This window comes from Catenuloplanes nepalensis, assembly GCF_030811575.1.
Lineage (GTDB): Bacteria > Actinomycetota > Actinomycetes > Mycobacteriales > Micromonosporaceae > Catenuloplanes > Catenuloplanes nepalensis.
Genome location: NZ_JAUSRA010000001.1, coordinates 273,340 through 299,544, shown reverse-complemented (window position 1 = coordinate 299,544; position 26,205 = coordinate 273,340). Strand labels below are relative to the sequence as shown.

The window sequence follows — 26,205 nt, the reverse complement described above, 5'->3', positions numbered from 1 at the left end:
GCATTACCGACCCGTACCGCTCGGGGCCACTCGAACGGTCTGAAGGAGAGCGTTCACTCACGCCACCCGTCCAGCTCGACACCCTTGCCGATCTCGGCGCGGAATCCGAACACGACGGTCCGGGTCTCACCGGCCGGCACCTGCAACGTCCAGGTCAGCTCGCCCATCTCGGTGCGCTCGGCCGGGGCGGGGTCGAACCGGGTCTCGCGGATCGAGATCGCCTCGTCCCGGGAGACCGGCAGCTGATCCAGCACCGTGACGTGCGCCGCACGGGGCGTGTGGTTGCCGACCGTGATCGTGTACTCCGCCTCGCGCCGGCGGGTGGCGGACAGCGCGGCCTTGGTCGCGGTGCGCCGGGTCTGCTCGCGCTCCACCCGGACCCGGTCGTCGACGCCGAGCGCCAGCTCCAGTTCCTCGCCCGGGGCCCACGGCTTCAGGCGGGTCCGCCCGACGAAATCGCCGCCGTGGAACACCGCGGCCGGACCGGGCAGCAGCGTGTGCTCGCTGGCGTTCGTCACCGTGGCCCGCAGGTACGCGCTGGTGTCCCGGACCGGCGCGGTCACGTGGTCGAGCCGGGCCGGCAGCTCCAGCGACGCCACCACGGCCCGGTGCGAGGTCCCGTCCGCCGGCACCGCGATCGGCCGGGCCGGCCGGTAGGTGGCCGCGGCCGCCCCCTGCTCCACGGTCGCGACGGCCTCCGCGACCTTCGCGGCCCGCGCCATCGGGGCCGCGGCGGCCGGGCCGCCGACGATCAGCGCGTCGCTCTCCATCATGTAGGCGGCCCCGGCCGGCGCGGGCGGAAGCGGCACCGATCGCGGCATCGGGGAGGGGCGCCACCTGTCCAGGAACCACGGGTCCAGCTCGGGCACCGCCACCGGGCTCGCCGGGCGCGCGGTGGAGAGCCGCAGGTCCGTGGCCGGCCAGTCCTCGCCGGTGTGCTGCGACACCAGCCCGAACCAGGTCAGCGTGAGCGTGTCCCCGTCGGAGTCGAGCCGCACGTCGTAGCTGGACTCCCAGGACGCGCCGTGCGTCACGTAGGACAGCTCCAGTTCCACCTCGCCGGTGTGCGCCATCTCCAGCGCCACCATCGCCACCAGCCGGTCCGGCGCCGTCTTCGCATCGACCGCCAGCAGCTCACGGGTGACCGCGTTCAGATCCTCGTGCAGCCGCTCCCGGCGCAACTCGGCCGCGCGCTGCCGGGCCTTGCCCGCGGCCAGTTGCTCGGCCAGCGAGTCTCCGAAGCCCGCGATCGCGCCGGGCGCGGCCGTGCCCTCGGCCAGTGCCTTCGCGTAGCTGGTGCCGGCGCGCCGGCCCAGCTCGTGCAGGAACTCGGCGCGCTCCTTCTCGATGGCCTCGTCGTCGTCGAGTTCGCGCAGCGCGTCGTCCAGCGACCGCCGGCGCTCCTCCAGCGCCGCGACCTCCGGGTCCGCGCTGCGCGGCGCGTGGAAGGTGGTGACATCCACGCCGAGCACGGTCGCCGCGCCCCGCCCGCCGACCCGCACCGAGCTCGCGTCGACGGCCGGCGGCAGCGGCCCCAGCGGCACGGTGTGATCCCCGGCGGGCAGCCGAACGGTGGCGTGCCGGGTGACGCGGGCGCGGTCCGGGTAGACGATCACGCCGGCGATCGTCGAGTCGACCGGCTCGGAGAACAGGGGATCGCTCATGGCACGAAGTTAGCGTGCGCAGGCACCGAGGCCGTCCCGCAGTGCCGCGTGCGCCGTGGTCGCCTCCGCGATCCGGTGCGCCGCGGACCGGGTACGGCTCAGCCCGGCAGGAAGGAGAAGCGGACCTGGCGTTCCGGGTTGTCGCCGTTCGGGTCGACCAGGCAGACGGACTGCCAGGTGCCGAGCGTGATCCGGCCGCCCAGCACCGGGAGCGTAGCGTGCGGCGGCACGAACGCGGGCATCACGTGGTCGCGGCCGTGGCCGGGCGAGCCGTGCCGGTGCCGCCAGCGGTCGTCCGTGGGGAGCAGGTCGTCCAGCGCGGTCAGCAGGTCGTCGTCCGAGCCGGCGCCGGTCTCCAGGATCGCGACCCCGGCCGTGGCGTGCGGGACGAAGACGTTGAGCAGCCCGTCGCCCTGGCCGTCGACGAAACGGGCGGCTTGGTCCGTGATGTCCACGACGGCGGGGCGGCCCCCGGTGCGGACGGTGATCACCTCGGTGCGCATGACGCGCAGTCTCCCACCCCGGACATCGCCCTCGTTAAGCGGAAGTTACCGTGCGGTATCTGTGTCAAGCATCGCGTCTGACGGTGGTAAGCGTGACGCCCCCCGTCATACGAGGCAGGATGACCGGAGAGACTTATCCCACAGACATACCATTTCCATCTACCCTGAGGAATGCCCGTGGCCACGGAACGCAAGCGCCCGGTCATCAGCGATGGCCTACCAAGCCAGCTTCCGGACATCGACCCCGAAGAGACCAGCGAGTGGGTCGAGTCGCTTGATGGAGTGATCGACGAGGGCGGCGCCAAGCGCGCGCGCTACGTCATGCTTCGACTGCTGGAGCGGGCTCGGGAGCGTCAGGTCGGCGTGCCGCCGCTGACCTCGACCGACTACATCAACACGATCGCGCCGGAGCAGGAGCCCTGGTTCCCCGGCGACGAGATGATCGAGCGCCGGATCCGCGCCTACATCCGCTGGAACGCCGCGATGCTGGTGCACCGCGCGCAGCGCCCGGAGATCGGCGTCGGTGGCCACATCTCCACCTACGCGTCGTCCGCCAGCCTCTACGAGGTGGGCTTCAACCACTTCTTCCGCGGCAAGGACCACCCGGGCGGCGGCGACCAGATCTACTTCCAGGGCCACGCGTCCCCGGGCATGTACGCGCGGGCGTTCATGGAGGGCCGGCTCACCGAGGACAACCTGGACGGATTCCGCCAGGAGCTGTCGCACCGGGGTGGCGGCCTCCCGTCGTACCCGCATCCGCGCCTGATGCCGGACTTCTGGGAGTTCCCGACCGTCTCCATGGGCCTCGGCCCGATGAACGCGATCTACCAGGCGCGGTTCAACCGCTACCTCCAGCACCGCGGCATCAAGGACACGTCGGACCAGCACGTCTGGGCGTTCCTCGGCGACGGTGAGATGGACGAGGTCGAGTCGCTCGGCGCGATCGGCCTGGCCGCCCGCGAGGAGCTGGACAACCTCACCTTCGTGGTCAACTGCAACCTGCAGCGCCTGGACGGGCCGGTGCGCGGCAACGGCAAGGTCATCCAGGAGCTGGAGTCGTTCTTCCGCGGCGCCGGGTGGAACGTGATCAAGGTCGTCTGGGGCCGGGAGTGGGACCCGCTGCTCGCCGCGGACTCGGACGGCGCGCTGGTCAACCTGATGAACACCACGCCGGACGGCGACTACCAGACCTACAAGGCCGAATCCGGTCTGTACGTCCGGGAGAACTTCTTCGGGCGCGACCCGCGTACCCGCAAGATGGTCGAGGGTCTGTCCGACGACGAGATCTGGGGCCTGAAGCGCGGCGGTCACGACTACCGGAAGCTCTACGCGGCCTACAAGGCGGCGACCGAGCACACCGGGCAGCCGACCGTGATCCTGGCGAAGACGATCAAGGGCTGGACGCTCGGGTCGCACTTCGAGGCGCGCAACGCCACGCACCAGATGAAGAAGCTGACGCTGGACGATCTGAAGAAGTTCCGCGACCGCCTCTACCTGGACATCTCGGACAAGCAGCTGGAGGACAACCCGTACCTCCCGCCGTACTTCAAGCCGGCCGACGACTCCGAGGAGATGCAGTACCTGCAGGAGCGCCGCAGGGCGCTCGGCGGTTACCTGCCGTCCCGGCGGACCGAGGCGAAGAAGCTGCCGATCCCGTCGGCCGAGACGTTCGGCGACATCAAGCGCGGCTCCGGCAAGCAGAAGGTCGCCACCACCATGGCCTTCGTCCGGCTCCTCAAGGACCTGATGAAGGACAAGGAGTTCGGCAAGCGCTGGGTGCCGATCATCCCGGACGAGGCGCGCACGTTCGGCCTGGACGCGCTCTTCCCGACGAAGAAGATCTACTCGCCGCACGGCCAGAACTACACGTCCGTGGACCGCGAGCTCTTCCTGTCGTACAAGGAGGCGACGACCGGCCAGATCCTGCACGAGGGCATCAACGAGGCCGGTTCGGTCGCGTCGTTCACGGCCGCGGGCTCGTCCTACGCCACGCACGACGAGCCGATGATCCCCCTCTACATCTTCTACTCGATGTTCGGGTTCCAGCGCACCGGCGACGGCTTCTGGGCCGCGGCCGACCAGATGGCGCGCGGCTTCGTGATCGGTGCCACCGCGGGCCGCACCACGCTCAACGGTGAGGGCCTCCAGCACGAGGACGGCCACTCGCTGCTGCTCGCGGCCACGAACCCGGCGGTCGTCGCGTACGACCCGGCGTTCGGGTTCGAGATCGCGCACATCGTCGAGAACGGCCTGCACCGGATGTACGGCGAGAAGCAGGAGAACGTCTTCTACTACCTCACCGTCTACAACGAGCCGATCCTCCAGCCGGCCCAGCCGGACGACCTGGACGTCGACGGACTACTCAAGGGCATCTACCGCTACTCCCCCGCCCCGGCGGTGGACGGCGACGCCCCGAAGGCGGCGATTCTGGCCTCGGGCACCGGCATGGGCTGGGCGCTCAAGGCGCAGCAGCAGCTGGCGCAGGACTGGGGCGTGGCCGCGGACGTGTGGTCGGTGACCTCCTGGACCGAGCTGCGCCGCGACGCGGTCCAGGTCGAGGAGCACAACCTGCTGCACCCGGGCGACGCGCCGCGCAAGCCGTACGTCCAGGAGAAGCTGTCCGGGGTCGACGGCCCGGTGGTGGCGGTCAGCGACTTCATGCGCGCGGTGCCGGACCTGATCTCGCGCTGGATCCCGGGGTCGTACACGTCGCTCGGCACGGACGGCTTCGGCATGTCGGACACCCGGCACGCGCTGCGCCGCCACTTCCACGTGGACGCCGAGTCGATCACGGTGGCCACGCTGCGCCAGCTCGCGCTGGACGGGAAGGTACCGGCCGGCGTGCCGGCGGACGCGGCCCGCAAGTACGCGATCGACGACGTGCACGCGGCACCGGTCGGCGAGACCGGCGGCGACTCCTGAGATAGCACCTTCAATCCCCCGTCGGCCGGTTATACACGACTGACGGGGGATTTTTCATTTTCGCCTCAGAACCGGACAAGTTCGGTCGATCTGGCCGGTCATGCGCGTGGGATGGTTGCAGAACGGGTTTCAGCTGCGGCACAAGCTGCTGATGCTGGGCGTCGGCGGAGTGCTGGTGACCGCCACGATCCTCGTCGGCGTCGGCACCTACGAGTCGGCCTCGTTCCAGGAGACCACCGAGGAGAGCGTCAGCACGCTCACCCAGGAGGACCTCAGCCACGTCAGCGCGGGCGTCACCCAGCTGGTCAAGGCGTCCGGCGACACCGTGCAGAACCAGGTCAACCGGGACATGGAGACCGCCAACACGGTCCTGGCCAACGCCGGCGGCATGTCGCTCAACGGCGGCGAGACCGCGACCTGGGAGGCCACCAACCAGGTCACCCAGGCGAAGACCACGGTGTCGCTGCCCCGGGCCGAGGTCAGCGGCGAGTGGCTCGGCCAGAACCGGAACCTCGCGACGCCCACGCCGCTGGTCGACGACATCACCCAGCTCATCGGCGGGTACGTCACCGTCTTCCAGCGCATGAACGAGGCCGGTGACCTGCTGCGCGTCGGCACGAACGTGAAGGCCGCGAACGGCAACCGCGCGATCGGCACGTACATCCCGGCGAAGAACGCGGACGGCACGGACAACGCGGTCGCGGCCGCGATCAAGTCGGGCAAGTCCTACCGCGGCGTGGCGCAGGTGGTCGGCACCTGGTTCATCACCGCCTACGACCCGATCAAGAACGAGAACGGCCGGGTGATCGGCTCGCTCTTCTACGGCGTGCCGCAGGCCGAGGCGATCGCGGCGCTGACCAGCACGATCTCGGAGACGATGGTCGGCCAGAACGGCTGGGTCACCGTGCTCAGCGCGGGCACGGCCGACCGCGGCCGGGTGATCGCGTCCGACATCCCGGAGGCGGTGGACCAGACGCTGCTGGACGCCACGGACGCGGACGGCACCCCCTACGTCGCGGACATCATCACCGCGGCGGAGGGGCTGGCCGAGGGCGAGAGCAACACCGCGACGTTCCAGCTGGCCGGCACGACCGACACCGCGGTCGCGGACACCCGCACCGTCGTCACCTACTACGAGCCGTACAAGTGGGCGATCGCGGTCGGCGGCTACCTGCCCGACTACTCCGCCGCGCTGGACAAGGTCGAGGCCGGCCGCGACGAGATGCTCACCGCGTTCATCGCGGTCGGCGTGATCCTCGCGATCGGCTGCGGCATCGTCGCCTACGTCCAGGCCCGCCGGATCTCCCGCCGGGTCAGCGATCTGACCGGCGCGCTGGCCGGGCTGGCCGAGCGTGACCTGACGGTCCGGGTCCAGCCCAGCGGCGGCGACGAGATCGCCCAGATGGGTCACGCGCTGAACACCGCGGTCACCGGCCTGCGCGAGCTGATGAGCGAGGTCACCGACGCGTCCCACCAGGTCTCGCAGGCCGCGGGCCGGGTCGCGGACGTCGGCGGCGAGCTGGCCTCCGCGTCCTCGACCGCGGCGGCCGAGGCCGGCGTTGCCGGCGAGACCGCGGCGGACGTCTCCCGCGCGGTCTCCACGGTCGCGGCCGGCGCGGAGGAGATGGGCGCGTCGATCAGCGAGATCTCCAGCAACGCGCAGGAGGCGGCGTCGGCCGGCCGGGACGGCGTGGGCCTGACCAAGAAGGCCGCTGACGTGATCGACGAGCTGCGCGTGTCCAGCGAGAAGATCGCGGACGTGGTGAAGCTGATCGCCAGCATCGCGGAGCAGACCAACCTGCTGGCGCTGAACGCGACGATCGAGGCGGCCCGGGCGGGCGCGGCCGGCAAGGGCTTCGCGGTGGTCGCGGGCGAGGTCAAGGAGCTGGCGCAGGAGACCGCGCGGGCCACCGAGGACGTCACCGCGCGAGTCGCCGCGATCGACGGGGACACCGCGAAGGCGGTCCAGGCGATCGAGGCGATCACCGCAACGATCACCCGGGTCAACGACTTCCAGAACGCGATCGCGGCCGCGGTCGAGGAGCAGGCCGCGACCACGAACGAGATGGCCCGCAACATCGGCGAGGTGGCGCAGGGCAGCGAGCAGATCGCGGCGACCATGACCCGGGTCAACGACACCGTCGAGACCACTCGGGGCGCGGTGGACACGTCGCAGGACGCGGCCAGCGCGCTCAGCGGGACCGCGGGTCACCTGCAGACACTGGTCGGCCGCTTCCGGCTCTAGAAGATCAAATTCATCCGGGGGTACGTCGTGCGAGCCCGGTGCCTTCTTACGAGGCGCCGGGCTCGTGCGGTTCGGGCATCCCCGCGCCCCGATCCGCACCGCCTGCGGCGGAGTCCCCGTCCCGGCGCATCCGCACCGCGAAACCCGCGTCCAGCCGCCGCATCCGCGCCGCGAGGTCGTCGTCCCGGCGCTCGTGCGCGGCGCGCGGCGGCGACGCGAGGACCTGCCCCCGGCGCTCGTGCGCGGCGCGCGGCGGCGACGCGAGGTGCTGCTCCCGGCGTACCCGCGCGGCAAGCTCTTGATCTTGAGGTCCGTCGTCGTCGAGGTGGCGCATGCGGCCGGCCGCGAGCACGGCCAGCGAGTGGTCCAGGTCGTGCGCGATCCGGCGCGTGCGGAACAACCGCACCGCAAGGCCGCGCCAGAAGCCGCCCGGCCGGTGCACCCAGATCAGCCGGATCAGCGTGCCGGTCCCGTCCGGGCACAGCTCCACGTGCAGTTCCGTGCTGACCCGCGCGATCGGCACCGGCGGCGGGTCGCCGGGCGCGTCCGCGTCCGCGCACTCCCGCCAGGCGATCAGTGAGGGCTCGCGGTAGGCGATGATCCGTGCCCGTACCACCGCGCCGGTTCCGCCGGTCATCCGGCGGCGGGCGCCGTGGCCGTCGCCGTCCTGCTCGCAGCGGGTGACGCCGGCCAGCCAGCGCGGCAGCGTCTCCGCGCGCCGGACCACGTCCCACACCGCCTCGGCCGGCGCGACGACGCGGCCGTGCCGTTCCACCACGACCATCCGGCGTCGCCTTCTCCCTGGTCACCTCGCTGGACAATCGGGAGCTTAAGGGCAGGACGGTAATTTCCGGTGGGCTTCCGCACGACGCGCCGAACGACTAAAGTCCGAGCACCTTTCATTTTCCGCCGCCGTGCGGATCATCCGCACGGCGCCCGGCGACCGGAGGTGGCACCTGACCACCATCGATCCCACGCCCACGTCGCTCCCGGTCCCGCTCGCGCTGGCCGAGCCGGCCGTCCGCGTGCGCCGCACCTGGATCCTGCTGCTGTTCAGCGCGAACCTCGGCCTCTGGATGGCGTTCTTCACCCCGATCCAGGTGCTGCTGCCGCTGCAGATCGAGCGGATCGCCCCGGCCGGCAAGGAGGCCGCGCTCGCCTGGGTGATGGCGGCCGGCGCGCTCGCCGCGATCATCGCGAACCCGCTGGCCGGCGCGCTCTCCGACCGCACCTGCCTGCGCCTCGGCGGCCGCGAGCTGGGCCGCCGGCACGCGTGGACGTTCGGCGGCACCGTGCTCGCCGCGGCCGGCCTGCTGCTGCTGTCCCGGCAGCAGACGCTGCTCGGCGTGGTGCTCTGCTGGGCCGCCGTGCAGACCTTCCTGAACGCCATGCTGGCGTCGCTGACCGCGGCCGTCCCGGACCGCGTGCCGGTGGCGCAGCGCGCGGCCGTCTCCGGCTGGGTCGGCATCCCGCAGTCACTCGGCCTGGTCGTCGGCGCGGTGCTGGTCACCGCGGTCTTCACCGGCACCATCAGCGGCTACACCGCGGTCGCGGTCGCGCTGCTGGTCCTCGGCCTCCCGTTCGCGCTGCGCACCGCGGACGACCCACTGCCGCGCGGCCACCGCCCGCCGTTCTCGCTCCGCGCGCTCACCACCGGCATGTGGATCAGCCCGCGCCGGCACCCGGACTTCGCCTGGGCCTGGGGCACCCGCTTCCTGGTCCAGCTCGGCAACGCGTTCGGCACGCTCTACCTGCTCTACTTCCTGACCGACGGCGTCGGCCACCCGGACCCGGAGACCGGCCTGCTGATCCTGATCCTGCTCTACACCGCGGGCATGATGGCCACCGCCGTGATCTCCGGCCGCCTCTCCGACCGGTCCGGCCGCCGCAAGGCGTTCGTCATCTGGTCCGGCGTCGAGATGGCCGTGGCCGCGCTGATGCTCGCGATCTGGCCGACGTGGCCCGCCGCGGTCGTGGCCGCGGTGCTGCTCGGCGGCGGCTACGGCGTCTACCTGGCGGTCGACGCCGCGCTGATCACCGAGGTGCTGCCGGCCGCCACCCACCGCGCCAAGGACCTCGGTGTCATCAACATCGCGAACGCCGCACCCCAGGTCCTCGGGCCGCTGCTGTCCGCCCCCATCGTGGTGCACCTCGGCGGCTACCCCACGCTCTACGCCCTGACCGCGGTCGTCACGCTGCTCGGCAGCGCGTTCGTCCTCAAGATCCGCTCGGTCCGCTGATCGCCTACCCTGAACCGGTGCCGATCCCGCTGGTCGTCCTGATCTCGCTGCTCGCGGTCGCTGCGGTCGTCGCCGCGACCGCTGTCGTCCGATACCGCGCCGCCACCGTGCTGCTGCGCACCGGGCGGCGCGTGCCCGGCGAGATCATCGAGACGCAGCGGGTGAGGCGCGACGACGGGCCGGACGCGTTCTCCCCGGTCGTCCGGTTCCGCACGGTCACCGACCACGAGGTGATCGCGCGTCCCGGCCGCTGGCAGACCGCTTCCGCGGTGTCGGGCAGCCGGCTCACGGTCGTCTACGACGAGTCTCGGCCGACCCGGATCGCGGTCGACGGCGCCGGCTTCGTCGCCACGGACACCCGCGCGCTCATGCGGCTCGGCGTCCAGTTCGCCGCAGCCGCTGCGATCGCGGCCGTCGCGACTGCGGTCTTCATCGCCATCCGGTGAGCATGCGCCGCCGCTGACCACTGGGCGTCGGGTCAAGGGCGCCCTGTGCGCTTCACCCCCATCCGGTGAGCGGGCACCGCCGCTGACGGTTCGGCGTCGGGTGTTCTATATGACACAATTTCGGACGCGGAGCGCCCGGATGCCTTGCGACCGCCGGAACCTCAGCGAGCAAGCGCCGCCAGTAAGCGGTGCCGCCGCCGGTGAGCGATACACCGCCGGTGGTGAGTGCTCGGGGCCCGTCGGAAACCGGTGGAGCGCGCGGTTAGGCTGAGCGGGTGACGGTACGTGTGCGATTCGCCCCCTCCCCCACTGGCATGTTCCACGTCGGCGGTGCCCGCTCGGCCCTGCAGAACTGGATCTACGCCAAGCAGCAGGGCGGCGTGTTCGTGCTGCGTGTCGAGGACACCGACGCGGCGCGCAACAGGCCGGAGTGGACCGAGGGCATCCTCAACGCGCTCGACTGGATCGGCATCCGGCGCGGCACCTACGAGGGCCCCCACTTCCAGTCGGCGAACGCGGAGCAGCACCGCGAGGCCGCGAAGAAGCTGTTCGACGCCGGCCGCGCCTACTACTGCGACTGCACCCGCGAGGACGTGCAGGCACGCAACGGCTCGCAGCACCAGGGCTACGACGGCTTCCACCGGGACAGGGGGCTGGAGCCGGGCGAGGGCCGCGCGCTGCGCTTCCGCACGCCGGACGAGGGCGCGACCGTGGTGGTCGACCTGGTCCGTGGCGAGCCCACGTTCGAGAACAAGAACCTGGAAGACTTCGTGATCGCGCGCGGCGACGGCTCGCCGGTCTTCCTGCTGGCCAACGTGGTCGACGACATGATCATGGGCATCACGCACGTGATCCGGGCCGAGGAGCACCTGCCGAACACGCCGAAGCAGCAGCTGCTGTGGGAGGCGCTGGGCGTGAAGCCGCCGGTCTGGGCACACGTCCCGGTCGTGGTCAACGAGAAGCGGCAGAAGCTCTCCAAGCGCCGCGACAAGGTCTCGCTGGAGCAGTTCCGCGACGAGGGCTACCTCGCGGACGCGATGCGCAACTACCTGATGCTGCTCGGCTGGGCGCCGTCCGGCGACCGGGAGATCGTGCCGTGGTCCGTGATCGAGGACGAGTTCCGGCTGGAGGAGGTCAACCCCTCCCCCGCGTTCTTCGACGAGAAGAAGCTGCGCGCGTTCAACGGTGAGTACATTCGGGCGCTCAGCCTGGACGACTTCATCGCGGCGGTCCAGCCGTTCCTGGCGAACGGGCCGTGGGCCGCGGCGGACTTCGACCCGCTGGTCTTCGCGAAGGTGGCGGAGCTGGCGCAGACCCGGATCGCGCTGCTCAGCGAGATCAACCAGAACGTGGACTTCCTGTTCCTGCCGGAGCCGCCGGTCGACGAGGCCGCGTGGGCGAAGGCGATGAAGGAGGGCGCTGCCGAAATGCTGGCCGCCGCGATCACCGCCTACGAGGCGCAGGAGGACTGGTCGCCGGAGCCGCTCAAGGCCACGCTGGAGGCGGTCGGCGCGGAGCGCGGGCTCAAGCTCGGCAAGGCACAGGCGCCGATCCGGGTGGCGGTCACCGGCCGCACCGTCGGCCTGCCGCTCTTCGAGTCGCTGGAGGCGCTCGGCCGCGACCGCACGCTCACCCGCCTCCGCGCGGCCCACGCCAAGCTCACCGCCTAGCTGGACGGCCGTCGCTCCCTCACCGAACTGGCCGACCTCGTCGCACACCTGCTGACCTGTGTCTCGCTGACCGCCGCCCGTAGCAGATGCGCCCTGCGCCGGAGCCGTATCGCGGCCGATATCCGGCGGGCGGGTGGGCCCGTACCAAGATCCTTCCAGCCCAGGTTGCGGTTTCAGCCCGCGCGAAACAGCAACCCGGACTGGAAGGATCTAGGATTCCGCATCGCGGAAGATCCATCCCGCCAGGCGGACGCAATCGACAGCCGCTACGTGACGGCGGGCGGCCACGGGCACTGCCCGCCGGACGTTTCGGGGAACGCGCTCCTTCCTTCGGACCCGCCGTGGTCCCGAGAATCCCCGCGGGAATTTGATCTTCAAGAGGCCTGGCCGTGGCGGCGTCCCCAGGCGATGGTGCCGCCCGCGATCGCGATCACCAGGAGCACACCGCCGACCGCCCAGGGCCACCACGGCGTGCTCTCGTCGCCGCTGTCCGACGCGGCCGGGTTCAGGACCGGCGCGTCCGTGGCGGGCACGGCCTCGGTCGCGGACGGCGCGGCGGACGACGGCGCGGCGGACGACGGCGCGGCGGACGGGCTCGGTGCGGCGGCGGCCACGGCGGCCTCGGTCAGCGTGAACGCGAAGTCGCCCTTGACCGGGTGGCCGTCGTCGGACGGGATCTCGTAGACGACCGTGTACTCACCGGCGCGGCCCACGCGCAACGGCGCGAAGACCTTCTTGCCGTCGAAGCGCGGTTCACCGTCCAGCCCGGACGCGCCGCCCGGGCCGGTGACGGTGATCTTCGTGCCGTCCTCGTCGACCGCGTCCAGGAAGCGCAGTTCGATCTCCTTCGGCGCCTTCTCGACCGTCGCGCCGTCCTCCGGGTTGCTGCCCGTGAACGAGTTGTGGGCGAGCGCGGGCGACGCCCCGGCGAGCGCGGCCAGCAGCCCGGCACAGACCGCGAGTGTCCAGCGTGTGCCCCTGAGATCCATCGGATACCTCCAGCTGGTTACGATGCGGCGGCTGATCAAGAATTCACGTCCTTGGTCGGCCGCGAGTGGCAGATGGTTCCAAATTCCGGCCGCGGCCGGTGCAACGATCGCGTGTTCTGCGAACTCTAGAGGGGTAGCAGGGCAGAGGGCTCCATCCGAGGAACGGGCGGGTTTCATGATCCGAGAGAACGTCCGGCGGTTCGTCACCGGCGCCGTGCTCGCGGTGCTGGCCGTGACCACGCTGCTCGTCGGCCCCGGCCCGGCGCTGGCCGACGACGCGAAGCCCACCGCGGTCATCCTCTCCGGCGACGACCTGGAGGACTCGGTCGAGATCACCGAGGAGGACGGCGACGAGCTGTTCAGCGCGATGCTCAGCCAGGTCAGCTGGCTGACCGGCGAGAGCGGCCGGGCCGCGGTGCCGGACCGGAGCAAGCTCGGCCCGAAATACACCGTCGTCATCCGGTACGGGGACAAGGACCGGTATTCGTACGACCTGTACCCGCTGGCCGAGGGTGGTCCGCGCGCGTTCCGGCCGGGTGAGCAGCCGGACGGCCGGGCGACCGAGGCGTGGTTCTTCGGCCGGCTCAACATGCCGAACGCGTTGCGCCTGGCCGGCGCGCCGCTGCCGGAGACCACGGACGTGATGACCGGCGGCATCGGCGGCGGCGAGCGGATCAACGAGCAGCAGGCGGTGGACCCGGCCGGCGACCTCTTCGCGGGCATGGGCGGGCTGCGCGGCATGCTCGCGGTCAACGCGGGCGTGCTGCTGCTGATCACCGGCGGGCTGGCCGGCATCGCCTTCCTGGCCCGCCGCCGCTGACCTCTCGTTACCGCTGGCCTCTCGCAGCCGCAGGCCTCCCCTTACGGCACGCCTCTTCCTTACCGGCACGCCTCTTGCTTACGGCACGCGGACCCGGATCGCGCCGGGCACCACCTTGGCCTTGAGCTTGCGGACCGTCGACCGGTCGCCGCCGTCCAGTTCGTAGAGCGTGGGCTGGGCGAACTTCACCTCGATCCGCTTCGCGCGGGTGATCTGCACGAACGGCGAGCGGTCGGAGCGGCCGAGCGCCATCCGGCCCAGCGTGCGCGCCCACTCGACCGCGTTCTGCGAGGTGGCGACGCCGACCTCGAGCCAGCCGTCGTCCGGCTTCGCGTCGTCGAACGCCTTGATGCCGCCGGTGATCGTGCTGACGTTGCCGAACAGCACGCAGCTGGCCTCGCCCTCGAACCAGGTGTTGCCGTCCACCGTGATCTTCGTCGGCGACGGGTCGTCCTGGATGTGCCGCAGCCCGGTCCAGACGTAGGCGAGCTTGCCCATCCGGTCCTTGGCGCCGCTGTCCGCCTCGCTGATCAGGTGCCCGTCGAAGCCGGCGCCGGCCATCACCGCGAAGTGCTCGCCGTTGATCTTCCCCAGGTCCAGCTCGCGCTCGGTGCCGTGCAGCCCGATCCGGACCGCCTCGGCCAGGTTCTCGGGTATGCCGAGGTTCGTGGCGAAGAGGTTCGCGGTGCCGGCCGGGAGGATGGACAGCGTCGCGTCCGTGCCGGCCAGCGTGTCCACCGCGCGCTGCACCATGCCGTCGCCGCCCCAGACGAAGACCCGCTTCGCGCCCTGGTCGAGCGCCTTGCGGATCTTCTTCGGCGCCTTCTTGCTCTTCGGCACCTCGTACCAGATCAGCTCGTCGTGGATCTCGTCGGTGAGCAGCTTGCGCAGCTCGTCGAGCCCGCCGCCGAGCGTCTTCCGCGCGTGCGCGATCACCGCCACGTCACTCCGTTTCGCCATACGGAGCCTCATACCCGGAAGACGGTGGTGGTCAATCCTGCGCGTGTCAGCATATGCTGACAGACATGAGCCGAGAGAGCCTCACCGCACTGGCCGCGGCGGCCGGCGCGCCCGATCCGGAGACCGGGCTGGCCGCGGTCGCGGCGCTGCGCCGGCTGCTCGACGAGGTCGAGACCGCGCACGTGGCGGCCGCACGCACGGCCGGCTGGTCCTGGGAGGCGATCGCGGCCGCGCTCGGCGTCCGCCGGCAGACCGCGCACCGCAAGCACGCTTCCAGGGGGCACTCATGACCATGCTGGACAGGTTCGACGACGGTGCGCGGCGCGCGATCGTGCGCGCCGGGCTGCTGGCCCGCGAGTCCGGGCGTGACCGGCTCGACGACGAGACGCTGCTGGTCGCGCTGTCCACGTCCGCGCACGTCGCGGCGCGACTCGGCGTCCCGGCCGGTGCGGTGCGCGCGGCCTGCCCCGGCGCCGCGACCGGGCGCGACCGGGAGCTGCTGGCCACGCTCGGCATCGATCTTGACGAGGTGCGCGACCGGCTCCCGGCCCGCATCGACGACCCGGCCCGGTGGCGGCTGCACCGGGCACTCGCGCTGCCGCTGCGGGTGCGGCTCAGCGGGCCGGGCGTCTCGCTGGTGCTGACCGAGGCGGCCCGCAAGGCCGTGGAGGTGGCACTCAACCTCCGCGGTTACGGCACACCGGTGACCGAGGACGGCCTGCTCCGCGGCGTTCTGGCCGACCACCGCACACCGTCCGGCCGCGCACTGACCCGGCTCCGCATCGACCTGCCCCGCCTGTCCACCACGGTCTTCGCCCGCCGGCCCGCGAGCTGACGGGCTGGAGGATGCGGCCCGGATCGCCTGCCGGACAGATCGGGCCGCTGGGCGTTCGCGGACGGTTTCCTATCCGGCACTGATAGGGTCCGGGCCCGTGAACGACCTGGTGGAAACGTTGCGCGCGGCCGGCTGTGTGTTCGCCGAGGACGAGGCCCGGGTGCTGCGCGAGTCCGCGGGCACGCCGGCCGAGCTGGTCGCGATGACGGCCCGCCGGGTGGCCGGTGAGCCGCTGGAGCACGTGGTCGGCGCGGTGGAGTTCGCCGGCCGGCGGTGGGTGGTGGAGCCGGGCGTCTTCGTGCCTCGGCAGCGCAGTGAGCTGCTCGTCCGTACCGCTGCCGGCGCTTCTGAGGAAAGAGCCGTGATCCTGGACCTGTGCTGCGGGTGCGGTGCGCTCGGTGCCGCCACCGCGGCCGCGTTGCCCGGCTCGCGCCTGGTCGCGGCCGACATCGACCCGGTCGCCGCGGCCTGTGCCCGGCGCAACGTGGAGCCGTTCGGCGGGCGTGTGTTCGCCGGCGACCTGTTCGCTCCGCTGCCCGCGGACCTGCGCGGCACCGTGACGATCCTGCTGGCGAACGTGCCGTACGTGCCGACGGACGAGGTGGCGCTGATGCCGCCGGAGGCGCGCGACCACGAGCCGAGGTTCGCGCTGGACGGCGGCCCGGACGGCCTGGACCTGCTACGCCGGGTCGCGGCCGGGGCCGGTGACTGGCTGGCACCGGGCGGCCTGCTGCTGACCGAGACCGGCGAGCGGCAGGCGCCGGCCGCGGTCGCCGTCCTGACCGGCGCCGGCCTGACCGCGGAGATCGTCTCGGATGATGATCTTGGGGCTACCGCGGTCGTGGGCCGTCGATAGGCTGAGCGCATGGAGATCAGGACGGCGACCGACGCGGACTGGCCGGGCATCTGGCCGATCCTGCGCTGGGTCATCTCGACCGGCGAGCACTTCACCTGGGGCCCGGACACCACCGAGGCGTGGGCGCGCGGCAAGTGGATGACCGGCCGCACCATCGTCGCGGTCGACCCGGACGGCACGATCGTCGGCACCGCGTACACCATGCCGAACCAGCCCGGCCACGGCGCGCACGTCGCCAACGCGGGCTTCGCGGTCTCGCCGGACCACGGCGGGCGCGGCATCGGCCGGGCGCTCGGCGAGCGCGCGCTCGTGGACGCGACGGCCGACGGTTACCGCGCGATGCAGTTCAACGCGGTGGTGTCCACCAACGCGCCGGCCGTCAAGCTGTGGCTCTCGCTCGGCTTCGAGATCCTCGCGACCGTGCCGGAGGCCTTCAAGCACCCCACCGGGGGGTACGTCGGACTGCACATCATGCACCGCACTCTCTGAAGAGGCACTAGGGTTCTACTGGTGACGGAGCTGCCGATCTGCCGCACCTGCGGGGTGCAGTACGGTGCCGCGAGCTTCGACGCGCGGAGCTGCGCCATCTGCGCGGACGAGCGGCAGTACACGGGCTGGGACGGGCAACGCTGGACCACGCTGGCCGGGCTCTCCGCGGCCGGACACCGCGGCGTGGTCCGCCCCGAGCCGCCCGGCCTGTGGGGCGTCGGCGTGGAGCCGTCCGTCGCGATCGGCCAGCGCGCGCTGATCGTCCCCGGCGAGGGCGGCAACGTGCTCTTCGACTGCGTGCCCTACCTGGACGATCGCACGGTCGCGGCCGTGCACGAGCACGGCGGGCTGGCCGCGATCGCGATCTCCCACCCGCACTTCTACGGCGCGATGATCGAGTGGAGCCGCGCGTTCGGCGACATCCCGGTGTACGTGCACGCGGCCGACCGGCAGTGGGTCAAACGCCACGGCAACGTGCGCCTCTGGGACGGCGAGACGCTGGAGATCCTGCCCGGCCGCACCCTGATCGACTGCGGCGTGCACTTCCCCGGCGGCACCGTGCTGCACTGGGCCGGCGGGTCCGCGCTGTGCACCGGCGACATCTTCACGGTCGTGATGGACCGGCGGTGGGTGAGCTTCATGTACTCGTACCCGAACCTGATCCCGGAGCGCCCGTCCGTCATCACACGGGCGTTGTCCCTGGTCGAGCCGTTCGAGTTCGACACCATCTACGGTGGATGGTGGGGCCGCGTGGTGCCCTCGGGCGCGAAGGCCGCGCTGTCCGCGTCCGCCGCGCGATACCTGAGCCGACTGGATTGACGATCCCGGGCGCCGCCCGGCATTCCGCTCTGCGACCATGTGGACGCACTCGCGTTCGCAGGGGGATCCATGAAACCGCTCCTGCCGGGAGACCCGGCCCGGATAGGTCGCTACGAGCTCGAAGGCCGCCTCGGCGCCGGCGGCATGGGCGTGGTCTACCTCGGGCGGACGCCCGGCGGCCGGCCCGCCGCGGTCAAGGTGATCAGTCCCGGTTACCTCGCGCAGCCGGAGGCGCTCACCCGCTTCCGCCGCGAGGCCGAGACGCTCCGCACCGTGCGCAGTGCGTATACGGCCGCGCTCATCGACGCGGAGCTGACCACCGCGCCGTACTGGATGGCCACGGAGTACATCCCCGGCCCCACGCTCGCGGCCGCGGTCGCGGCGGACGGACCGATGCCGGCGGCCGCGGCGGTGCGGATGATGGCCGCGCTGGCCGAGGGCCTGGCCGAGATCCACGCGCACGGCATCTGCCACCGCGACCTCAAGCCGCAGAACGTCATCCTGTCCGCGACCGGCCCACAGCTCATCGACTTCGGCGTGGCCCGCGGCGCGGACGACGCCGGCCTCACTCTGAGCGGCACGTTCATGGGCACGCTCGGCTACACCGCGCCGGAACTCATGGACGACGACGAGCTGACGCCGTCCGCGGACGTGTTCGCGCTCGGCGCCACCACCGCGCTCGCCGCGACCGGCCGCCGTCCCTTCGGCGGCGGCGCGGTCGAACGGGTCGCGCTCCGCGTCATCCAGGGCGACATCGACCTGGAGGGCGTCGACGCCGGCCTCGCCACGCTGATCCGCGCGTGCGTCGCCCGCGACCCGGCCGTCCGCCCCAGCCCGGACACGATCATCGACCGTTGCCGCGACTGGCTGGGCAGCGGCGGCACGCCCGCACCGGCAAACCCCCGAACCCCTTCCGCGGGTACGCCGTCAGCCGTCCCCGGCACGGCGAGTGCGGCCGGCGCGGTCACGGCTTCCGGCGCCACGGGTGCGCCCGGTGGTGCGGGCGACGCGGCAGCCTGGGCCGCCGAGTTCAGCCGGGCCACCGGCGCGAACCCGAACGCCTGGGCACCATCGCCCGCGCCGGGCGCCGCCCCCGAGCCGGCCGCCGCCCCGCAACCGCCGCCGCCCACGTTCGGCCCGGCCACCGTCGGCGACGCCGTCGGCGGGTTCGGCACGGCCGGTGGAATCGGCGCGGCCGGTGGATTCGGCACGGCCAACCCGGCCGCGGGCAGCACGGGCAACCCGGCCAGCGCAGGCAGCACGGGCAGTCCAGGCAGCGCGAGCAACCCGAGCAGCGCAGGCAAGCCGGCCAGCGCGGGCAGCGCGAGCAACCCGGCCAGCGCGAGCAGCGCGAGCAACCCGGCCAGCGCGAGCAACCCGGCCAGCGCGAGCAACCCGGCCAGCGCGAGCAACGCGGCCAGCGCGAGCAACGCGGCCAGCGCGAGCAACGCGGCCAGCGCGAGCAACGCGGCCAGCGCGAGCAACGCGGCCAGCGCGAGCAACGCGGCCAGCGCAGGCAGCGGTCCCGCCGGGATCGCGGAAGTGGCCGACGTCGGTAGGTCCGGGGATTCGCCCGAGGTCAGCGGTGCGAAGGACAAGACCGGGACCGCGACCGCGGGCAAACCATCCGGGCTGGACGCCTCTGCCGCACCGGGGACGACGAGAACCTTCGGCGCGACCGAATTCCCGATCTCCGGCAGACCGTCCGAACCGGACGCCTCCGCCGCACCGGGGACGACGAGAACCTTCGGCGCGACCGAATTCCCGATCTCCGGCAGACCGTCCGAACCGGACGCCTCCGCCACCTCGGGGACGACGAGACCCTTCGGCGCGACCGGATCCCCTATCTCGGGCGAGACGTTCAAAACGGATGCCTCCGTCACCGCGGATACGTTCAGGACCTCCGGCGCGGCCGCATCCGCGACGTCGGGCGGACCGTCTGGACCGGCCGCTCCCGATGCCTCGGTAACGCCGAAAGCCCGCGGCGCGGCCGGACCAGGGCAAGCGGGCGACGCGACAGGCCCCGGCCGGACGGCCGGGGCGGGACCGACGTTCAGCCGGCCGCCGGCACCGGGGACTCCGCCGAAGGCGGGCGGGGGTGGGGACGGCGCGGGTCCGACGGTGGAGGCCGGGCGGGAGCGCGAGGACGGCGATCGGGGTGGTCGGCGTACCCCCGTGAGGCTTCTGATTTTGGTGGGGGCCGCCGTGGCGGCGGTGTTGCTCGCGGCCGGTGGCGCGGTCGCGGTGCTCAACGGGGGCGAGAAGGAGGTCGCGCCGCCGGTGACCGACGTGGCCGCGGCGTCGCCGCTGTGGAGCCTCGGGTTGCCCAACACGGTGCCACCGGTGCCGACGCTGCCGCCGTCGCCGGGCTCGTCACCCACGGCGGCACCGGTCACGTCGGCGCCGAAGCCGAGGCCGACCACGGGCGCGCCGTCCCGGACCGCGTCGGCCGCACCCCCGGCGATCACCACGCCGACCAGCGCGGACGGCCGCTGCATCCAGATGCCGGCGGACACCAACGGCGGCGTCCGGGTGTCGGTGGCGAAGTGTGACGGCTCGACGGCGCAGCGCTGGACGTTCGACGCGAACGACCGGCTGCGGCACACGGTCGGCACGGTCACCCGCTGCCTCGACGTCGGCGCGAACGGCGGCGCGGACATCGGTTACGAGGTGCAGCTCTGGGACTGCAACGACGGCGGCGCCCAGCGATTCGTCCCGAAGCCGAACGGCACGCTCCAGCTCCTCGACAGCGACCGGTGCCTGACCATCCTGGACACCGCACTGCTGTCGACGCAGCCCTGCACCGGCAGGATCAACCAGGTGTGGCGGATGCCGGCCCGAGGTTGATCCTCGATCACCCTAGTGATCAACCTCACATCTCAATAAGGTCGTCGATGAATCCCGAGGGGAGGAATCGTCATGACCACAAAGCGATCCGGGATCGCCGCGCTCGCCGCGGTGTCGTTGCTGGCCGCCTGTTCCGGCGAGAGCGGCGGTGGCGGCGATCCGGCCGGATACCCGGAGCGGAACATCACGTTCGTCGTGCCGTTCAGCGCCGGCGGGCCGACCGACACCGTCACCCGGATGATCGCCGAGCCGATGGCCGCGGCGCTCGGCGGCCGGGTCGTCGTGCAGAACGTGGAGGGCGCAGGCGGCACGGTCGGGGCCGGCGAGGTCGCGCAGGCCGAGCCGGACGGCTACACCGTGCTGATGCACCACATCGGCATGTCGACCGCGCCCGCGCTGTACAAGAACCTGGGCTACGCGCCGCTCACCGACTTCGCGACCGTCGGGCTGGTCACCGAGGTGCCGATGACCGTGATCGCCCGGAAGGACTTCGCGCCCGCGACGCTGGCCGATCTGGTGACGCACGTGAAGGCGAACGCGGGCGAGGTCACGCTGGCCAACGCGGGCATCGGCGCCGCGTCCCACCTGTGCGGGCTGCTGTTCCAGTCCGCCGCCGGGGTGAAGCTGCAGGAGGTGCCCTATCAGGGGACCGGCCCGGCGCTGACCGATCTGGTGGGCGGCCAGGTCGACTTCATGTGCGACCAGACCACCAACACCACCGGCCAGATCTCCGCGGGCGAGGTGAAGGCGTACGCGGTGACCACGCCCGAGCGGGTGCGGAGCCTGCCCGACGTGCCCACCACCGCCGAGGCGGGAATGCCGCGGCTGCAGGTGAGCGTGTGGCACGGCCTCTACGTCCCGGCCGGCACCCCGCCGGAGGTCGTGCAGAAGCTCTCCGGCGCGCTGCGGACCGCGCTGGCCGATCCCGCGGTCGTCGAGCAGATGGCGAAGCTCGGCACCGCGCCGGTCGCGGCCGCGGACGCCACCGGCGAGGCGCACCGGGCACGGCTGGAGGAGCAGCTCACCACGTGGGCGAAGGTCATCGCGGACGCCGGCGTCGAGGCCTCGTAGATGCGGTCGTACCCGGATGTGCTGGCCGGCGGCGTCTTCGTCGTGGTCGGCGGCCTGTTCGTGGCCGGTTCCCTCGGTTACGACCGGGGCACGCTGCTGCGGATGGGCCCCGGCTACTTCCCGCTGCTGGCCGGCGCGATCGTGGCCGCGCTCGGCCTGGCGATCGTGGTCAAGGGGCTGGTCGCGGGCGAGGAGATCCCGTTCGAGGCGGTCCCCTGGCGGGCGATCGCGCTGATCGTGGTGGCGGTCGCGTTCTTCGGGCTCTTCGTGCGGCGCCTCGGGTTCGTGCCGACGTCCGCGGTGACCGCGCTGCTCGTCACGCTGGCCAGCCGGCGGGTGCGGCCGCTGATGGCCGTGGCCGTCGCCGCGGGGCTGACCGCGGCCGCCACGCTGATCTTCGTGGTCGGTCTCCAGCTGCGCATTCCGCTGTGGGGTGCCTGACGTGGACCTCTTCGGCGATCTGGCGCTGGGCTTCTCGACCGCGCTGCTGATCCAGAACGTGCTGTACTGCTTCCTCGGCGTGCTGCTCGGCACGGCCGTCGGCGTGCTGCCCGGCATCGGTCCGACCGCGACCGTGGCGATGCTGCTGCCGATCACCTTCAACTTCGAGCCGGTCACCGCGCTGATCATGCTGGCCGGCATCTACTACGGCGCGCAGTACGGCGGCTCGACGACCGCCATCCTGATCAACCTGCCCGGTGAGTCGTCCGCCGCGGTCACCGCGCTCGACGGGCACGAGATGGCCCGCCAGGGCAGGGCCGGGCCGGCGCTGGCCGCGGCCGCGATCGGCTCGTTCGTCGCGGGCACGGTGGCCACGGTGATCCTGGCCGTGGCCGCACCGCCGCTGGCCGCGGTCGCGCTGCGGTTCGGCCCGGCGGACTACTTCGCGCTCGTGCTGTTCGGCCTGATCGTGTCGATCGCGCTGGCCCGCGGCTCCGCGCTCAAGGCGCTCGCGATGATCGCGCTGGGCATCCTGCTCGGCACGGTCGGGCAGGACATCTACACCGGTACGCCGCGGTTCGTGCTCGGCCAGCGGGAGCTCTACGGCGGGATCGACTTCGTCTCCGTCGCGGTCGGCATGTTCGGTATAGCCGAGATCCTGCGCAACCTGGAGAACGAGCGGAGCCGCCCGGCCCTGCTCGGCGCCGTGACACACCTCTGGCCGACCGCGGAGGACCGCCGCCGGATCGTCGGGCCGATCGCGCGCGGCACCGGCCTCGGCGCCGCGCTCGGCGTGCTGCCCGGCGGCGGCCACGTGCTCGCCTCGTTCACGTCCTACGCGGTCGAGAAGCGCGTCTCGAAACGCCCGCAGGACTTCGGCCGCGGCGCGATCGAAGGCGTCGCCGGCCCGGAGTCCGCCAACAACGCGGCCGCGCAGACCTCGTTCATCCCGCTGCTCACGCTCGGCCTGCCCGCGCACCCGGTGATGGCGCTGATGGTCGGCGCGTTCATCGTGCACGGCATCACGCCGGGCCCCAACGTGATCAACGACGAGCCGGAGCTGTTCTGGGGCCTGATCGCGTCGATGTGGATCGGCAACCTGATGCTCCTGCTGCTCAACCTGCCGCTTATCGGCATCTGGGTGCGCCTGCTGCGCATCCCCTACCAGGTGCTCTTCCCGATGATCGTCCTGTTCGCCCTGGTCGGGACGTACTCGCTGAACTTCAACGCGTTCGACGTCTACGCGATCGCGTTCTTCGGCCTGCTCGGCTATGTGCTGATCAAGTGCGGCTGCGAGCCGGCCCCGCTGCTGCTCGGCTTCGTGCTCGGCCCGCTGCTCGAGGAGAACCTGCGCCGCGCGCTGATCATCTCCCGCGGCGACCCCCTGGTCTTCCTCACCCGCCCGATCTCCGCCGCCTTCCTGGCCCTGGCCGCCGCCGCCCTCGTCATCACGGTCCTCCCCGCGGTCCGGCGCCGCCGCGAGTCGGTCTTCACCGAGGAGGAGTGACGCTCAGGCCGGGAGGTAGGCCCAGGCACGGACGCCGGAGTCGAGCGAGGTGAGGATGCGGGCGCCGGGCTCGTGGCGATCGGCGGTGGCCAGCTCGTCGTCGGTGACGTCGAAGACGGTGCCGTCGACGAGGTCGGTGTCGTCGCCGGTGTGCCGGACGGCCGCCGTGCCGTCCGCCACCGCGTAACCCGGGAGCCGGTCTCGCCGGCCGTCCAGTTCGCGGCCGAAGCTGGCGCGCTGGACGGCCGGATCCTGCAGCGTTCCGTATGAGAAGAGCAGCGGCATGGCCGCGATGGTGGCACGCCCGGGTAACGGCCGCGCTAACGACGGTTTGGGCGATCCCGGTCTTCGGGGCAATACTCAGCGAAAGATCACCGATGGGATCCGAGGTCATCGCCGTGCCGACGTCGCCGGGCACCGACGCCCACGCCAGTCCTCATGCCGCCGTGCCGCGGGTGGAGGCCGGCATGTCCTGGCACCGGGCCCACCGGCTGGCCGGCACGCTGCCGCATCCGCTGGCCGCCGAGCGGGTTCCGCTCGCCCGGGCGCACGGCCACACGCTGGCAGAGCCGGCGACCTCGGCCGCGCTGCTGCCCGGCACGGACACCGCGGCCATGGACGGTTACGCGATCTCCGGGCGCGCGCCGTGGCGGGTCGTCGGCCGGACCCTGGCCGGTCAGCCCGCACACGTGCCACTCGCGCCCGGCACCGCCGTGGAGATCGCCACGGGCGCGCCGGTCCCGCCGGGCGCGGACGCGGTGCTGCCGGTCGAGCGCTGCCACGTCGACGGTGACACGGTCACCCCGTCCGAGACCGGCCCCGGGCGGACCCACATCCGGTACGCCGGGGAGGACCTCACGCCCGGCCGGCTCCTCGCGCCGGCCGGCACCCGGGTCACCGCCACGCTGGCCGGCCTGGCCGCCCACGCCGGGCTGGACGAGCTCACCGTGCACCGGAGTCCGCGGGTGCGCCTGGCCGCGACCGGCGACGAGATCATCGGCTCCGGCGTGCCCGCGGCCGGCCAGGTCCGGGACGCGCTGACGCCGCTGCTCACCGCGCTGCTGACCGGCACCGGCGGCACGCTGGCCGGCGCCGTGCACGTGCCGGACCGGGCCGACCTGCTGGCGGCCGAGCTCGCCTCCGCGGACTGGGACGTGACCGCGGTGACCGGCTCGTCGTCGGTCGGCCGCGCGGACCACCTGCACAGCGTGCTCACCCGGGCCGGCGCGCGCTGGCACGTCGACGGCGTGGCCTGCCGGCCCGGTCACCCGCAGGCGCTGGCGGAGCTGCCCGGCGGCCGGTGGGTGGTCGGCCTGCCCGGCAACCCGTACGCCGCGCTGGTCGGGGCCGTGACGCTGCTTCGCCCGCTGCTGGACGCGTTGCAGGGGCGTGCGCCGCGCGAGCCGCTGCGCCTGCCGGTGACCGGGAAGGCCGAGCCGTACGACGGTGGCACCCGGCTCGTCCCGGTGCACCTGGCGGACGGGCGCGCCACCGTGGTCCCGGGTTCGCGGCCGGCCAGCCTGCTCTCCGCCGCGACCGCGGACGCGCTGGCCGTGATCCCGTCCGGCTGGGCACAGGGTGACGCCGCCGACCTGCTACCGGTGCAGTGACGCGCCCTTGAGGATCCGGTCGGCCGCGTTCTTCGGCGCGTGCAGGCCGATCCCGACCAGGTTCAGGTCGTCCCGCTTGACCGCGGCCACCGCCTCGCGGTTCGCCTCGTCATGGCCGGTGCCGAACAGCTCCTCGGTGAAGATCGTCATCGGGACGTCGCGGGACAGCGCCCGGCCGTGCGCGGCGGTGAGCATCGCGGCGTCGCCCTCGAAGACCAGCACCGGCTGGCCGAACATCGGCAGGTACGCGGTGCCGTCCGCGTCCGCGTAGGGCTCGCCCAGCAGGTGCGGGCGGGTCCCGGCGAGCCCGCTGATCAGGAACGCGGTGACGTTCAGCCGCTGCCAGGTCAGCAGGTCGTCGCGGAGCAGAACGGCAATCTTGGTGTCGAATCGGACCGTACTCATGCCGGACAGCCTCGCGCCGCGCCGCACCCGGAGTCTTGTACGTTTCTCACCATGCGTGAGCTGGTCACGGCCTGGCGGCCGGGCGTTCCGGGCGTGCGGGAGGTGTTCCACGCCCGGTTCGTCGCGCACGCGTACCCGGCGCACACGCACGCCGCCTGGACGCTGCTGATCGTCGACGACGGCGCGATCACCTACGACCTGGAGCAGGCGCACCACGGCACGGTCGGCGCGACGGTCACGCTGCTGCCGCCGCACGTGCCGCACGACGGCCGGTCCGCCACCACGCACGGTTTCCGCAAGCGCGTGCTCTACCTCGACCCGGACGTGCTCGGCGAGGACCTGATCGGCGCGGCCGTGGACCGGCCGGGCCTGTCCGACCCGGCGCTCCGGCGGGCCGTGCACGGCCTGCACGGCGCGCTGGTGAGCCCGGGTGACGTGCTGGAGGCGGAGAGCCGGCTGACGCTGATCCGCGACCGTCTCCGGACCCACCTGCTGCCGCTGGTGCCGGCCGGGCCGCCGCCGGCGAAGGGTCTGGCCGACGATCTGCGCGCGCTGCTGGACCGGGACACCGCGGCCGGCCTCACGCTGCGCGACGCGGCCGCGGAACTGCACGCCCACCCGAGTCACCTGGTCCGCGCGTTCACCCGCGCGTTCGGGCTGCCGCCGCACCGCTATCTGACCGGCCGCCGGGTGGACGCGGCCCGGCGGATGCTGCTGGCCGGCGTGCCGCCCGCGGAGGTGGCGACCGCGGCCGGCTTCCACGACCAGTCGCACCTGAACCGGCACTTCACCAAGGTCCTGGGCGTCACACCCGGCCGCTTCGCGGGAAGATCCAGACCATCCGCGGGTACGCGGTGAGCGCCCCG

24 protein-coding genes are annotated in these 26,205 nt (G+C 72.6%); 17 read left to right on the top strand and 7 right to left on the bottom strand.

Annotation, left to right across the window (positions count from 1 at the left end):
- Window positions 1-53: 53 nt before the first annotated feature.
- Window positions 54-1,664, bottom strand: a complete 1,611-nt coding sequence (locus J2S43_RS01325; protein ID WP_306826665.1) for a DUF4139 domain-containing protein — start codon at window positions 1,662-1,664, stop codon at window positions 54-56.
- Between the two features lie 98 nt (window positions 1,665-1,762).
- On the bottom strand, window positions 1,763-2,167 hold the full coding sequence (locus J2S43_RS01320; RefSeq protein ID WP_306826662.1) for a YjbQ family protein: 405 nt from the start codon (window positions 2,165-2,167) through the stop codon (window positions 1,763-1,765).
- A 177-nt stretch (window positions 2,168-2,344) separates the two neighbouring features.
- Between J2S43_RS01320 and aceE the strand changes: the two genes are divergently transcribed.
- Window positions 2,345-5,089 carry a pyruvate dehydrogenase (acetyl-transferring), homodimeric type gene (aceE, locus tag J2S43_RS01315; RefSeq protein ID WP_306826660.1) on the top strand — a complete coding sequence of 915 codons (2,745 nt, stop codon included), beginning with the start codon at window positions 2,345-2,347 and terminating at the stop codon, window positions 5,087-5,089.
- Between the two features lie 100 nt (window positions 5,090-5,189).
- Window positions 5,190-7,334 carry a methyl-accepting chemotaxis protein gene (locus J2S43_RS01310; RefSeq protein ID WP_306826658.1) on the top strand — a complete coding sequence of 715 codons (2,145 nt, stop codon included), beginning with the start codon at window positions 5,190-5,192 and terminating at the stop codon, window positions 7,332-7,334.
- Between the two features lie 46 nt (window positions 7,335-7,380).
- Here J2S43_RS01310 and J2S43_RS01305 read toward each other — a convergent pair whose 3' ends face one another.
- Window positions 7,381-8,118: an SRPBCC family protein gene (locus J2S43_RS01305; protein WP_306826657.1), complete on the bottom strand. Its 738-nt coding sequence runs from the start codon at window positions 8,116-8,118 to the stop codon at window positions 7,381-7,383.
- Between the two features lie 172 nt (window positions 8,119-8,290).
- Between J2S43_RS01305 and J2S43_RS01300 the strand changes: the two genes are divergently transcribed.
- The 3 genes from J2S43_RS01300 to gltX all read left to right on the top strand — a co-directional run bounded on the left by J2S43_RS01300 (window position 8,291) and on the right by gltX (window position 11,690).
- On the top strand, window positions 8,291-9,574 hold the full coding sequence (locus J2S43_RS01300) for an MFS transporter (RefSeq protein ID WP_306839130.1): 1,284 nt from the start codon (window positions 8,291-8,293) through the stop codon (window positions 9,572-9,574).
- A gap of 17 nt (window positions 9,575-9,591) precedes the next feature.
- Complete coding sequence (locus tag J2S43_RS01295) at window positions 9,592-10,020, top strand: DUF3592 domain-containing protein (RefSeq protein ID WP_306826655.1); 429 nt, start codon at window positions 9,592-9,594, stop codon at window positions 10,018-10,020.
- Window positions 10,021-10,295: 275 nt separating this feature from the next.
- Window positions 10,296-11,690, top strand: a complete 1,395-nt coding sequence (gene gltX / locus J2S43_RS01290) for a glutamate--tRNA ligase (RefSeq protein ID WP_306826653.1) — start codon at window positions 10,296-10,298, stop codon at window positions 11,688-11,690.
- 374 nt (window positions 11,691-12,064) lie between these two features.
- On the opposite strand, the gene J2S43_RS01285 is transcribed toward gltX, so the two are convergent.
- A complete protein-coding gene (locus tag J2S43_RS01285; RefSeq protein WP_306826651.1) occupies window positions 12,065-12,679 on the bottom strand; it encodes a copper resistance CopC family protein in 615 nt (204 codons plus the stop codon).
- Window positions 12,680-12,854: 175 nt separating this feature from the next.
- Between J2S43_RS01285 and J2S43_RS01280 the strand changes: the two genes are divergently transcribed.
- The gene (locus J2S43_RS01280; RefSeq protein WP_306826649.1) at window positions 12,855-13,499 is read left to right on the top strand and encodes a hypothetical protein; all 645 of its coding nucleotides are present in this window, start codon (window positions 12,855-12,857) and stop codon (window positions 13,497-13,499) included.
- Between the two features lie 78 nt (window positions 13,500-13,577).
- Here J2S43_RS01280 and J2S43_RS01275 read toward each other — a convergent pair whose 3' ends face one another.
- Entirely contained in the window at window positions 13,578-14,459 is an 882-nt protein-coding gene (locus tag J2S43_RS01275) for a diacylglycerol/lipid kinase family protein (RefSeq protein ID WP_306826647.1), read from the bottom strand.
- Window positions 14,460-14,524: 65 nt separating this feature from the next.
- Here J2S43_RS01275 and J2S43_RS01270 point away from each other — a divergent pair, with 65 nt between their 5' ends.
- From J2S43_RS01270 to J2S43_RS01230, 9 genes are all read left to right on the top strand, one after another.
- Window positions 14,525-14,749 (top strand): hypothetical protein, encoded by a 225-nt coding sequence (locus J2S43_RS01270; protein ID WP_306826645.1) that lies wholly within the window; start codon window positions 14,525-14,527, stop codon window positions 14,747-14,749.
- Window positions 14,746-15,294 carry a hypothetical protein gene (locus J2S43_RS01265; RefSeq protein WP_306826643.1) on the top strand — a complete coding sequence of 183 codons (549 nt, stop codon included), beginning with the start codon at window positions 14,746-14,748 and terminating at the stop codon, window positions 15,292-15,294. The genes J2S43_RS01270 and J2S43_RS01265 overlap by 4 nt, the downstream gene beginning before the upstream one ends.
- A 97-nt stretch (window positions 15,295-15,391) precedes the next feature.
- Window positions 15,392-16,150 carry a putative protein N(5)-glutamine methyltransferase gene (locus tag J2S43_RS01260; protein WP_306826640.1) on the top strand — a complete coding sequence of 253 codons (759 nt, stop codon included), beginning with the start codon at window positions 15,392-15,394 and terminating at the stop codon, window positions 16,148-16,150.
- Window positions 16,151-16,159: 9 nt separating this feature from the next.
- Window positions 16,160-16,639, top strand: a complete 480-nt coding sequence (locus J2S43_RS01255; protein ID WP_306826638.1) for a GNAT family N-acetyltransferase — start codon at window positions 16,160-16,162, stop codon at window positions 16,637-16,639.
- A gap of 21 nt (window positions 16,640-16,660) precedes the next feature.
- Window positions 16,661-17,458, top strand: coding sequence for an MBL fold metallo-hydrolase (locus J2S43_RS01250; RefSeq protein ID WP_306826636.1), 798 nt, complete (start codon window positions 16,661-16,663; stop codon window positions 17,456-17,458).
- 69 nt (window positions 17,459-17,527) lie between these two features.
- Window positions 17,528-20,305 carry a serine/threonine protein kinase gene (locus J2S43_RS01245; protein WP_306826635.1) on the top strand — a complete coding sequence of 926 codons (2,778 nt, stop codon included), beginning with the start codon at window positions 17,528-17,530 and terminating at the stop codon, window positions 20,303-20,305.
- A gap of 72 nt (window positions 20,306-20,377) precedes the next feature.
- Window positions 20,378-21,376, top strand: coding sequence for a tripartite tricarboxylate transporter substrate-binding protein (locus J2S43_RS01240; RefSeq protein ID WP_306826633.1), 999 nt, complete (start codon window positions 20,378-20,380; stop codon window positions 21,374-21,376).
- Entirely contained in the window at window positions 21,377-21,817 is a 441-nt protein-coding gene (locus tag J2S43_RS01235; protein ID WP_306826631.1) for a tripartite tricarboxylate transporter TctB family protein, read from the top strand.
- A gap of 1 nt (window position 21,818) precedes the next feature.
- Entirely contained in the window at window positions 21,819-23,324 is a 1,506-nt protein-coding gene (locus J2S43_RS01230; RefSeq protein ID WP_306826628.1) for a tripartite tricarboxylate transporter permease, read from the top strand.
- Between the two features lie 3 nt (window positions 23,325-23,327).
- Here the strand turns inward: J2S43_RS01230 and J2S43_RS01225 are convergent, their stop codons facing one another.
- Complete coding sequence (locus J2S43_RS01225) at window positions 23,328-23,609, bottom strand: gamma-glutamylcyclotransferase family protein (RefSeq protein ID WP_306826626.1); 282 nt, start codon at window positions 23,607-23,609, stop codon at window positions 23,328-23,330.
- Window positions 23,610-23,701: 92 nt separating this feature from the next.
- On the opposite strand from J2S43_RS01225, the gene J2S43_RS01220 reads away from it, so the two are divergent.
- A complete protein-coding gene (locus tag J2S43_RS01220) occupies window positions 23,702-24,934 on the top strand; it encodes a molybdopterin molybdotransferase MoeA (protein ID WP_306826624.1) in 1,233 nt (410 codons plus the stop codon).
- Here the strand turns inward: J2S43_RS01220 and J2S43_RS01215 are convergent.
- Window positions 24,920-25,339: a DUF2000 domain-containing protein gene (locus J2S43_RS01215; RefSeq protein ID WP_306826622.1), complete on the bottom strand. Its 420-nt coding sequence runs from the start codon at window positions 25,337-25,339 to the stop codon at window positions 24,920-24,922. The genes J2S43_RS01220 and J2S43_RS01215 overlap by 15 nt on opposite strands.
- Window positions 25,340-25,390: 51 nt before the next feature.
- On the opposite strand from J2S43_RS01215, the gene J2S43_RS01210 reads away from it, so the two are divergent.
- A complete protein-coding gene (locus J2S43_RS01210) occupies window positions 25,391-26,197 on the top strand; it encodes a helix-turn-helix transcriptional regulator (protein ID WP_306826621.1) in 807 nt (268 codons plus the stop codon).
- Window positions 26,198-26,205 lie beyond the last annotated feature (8 nt).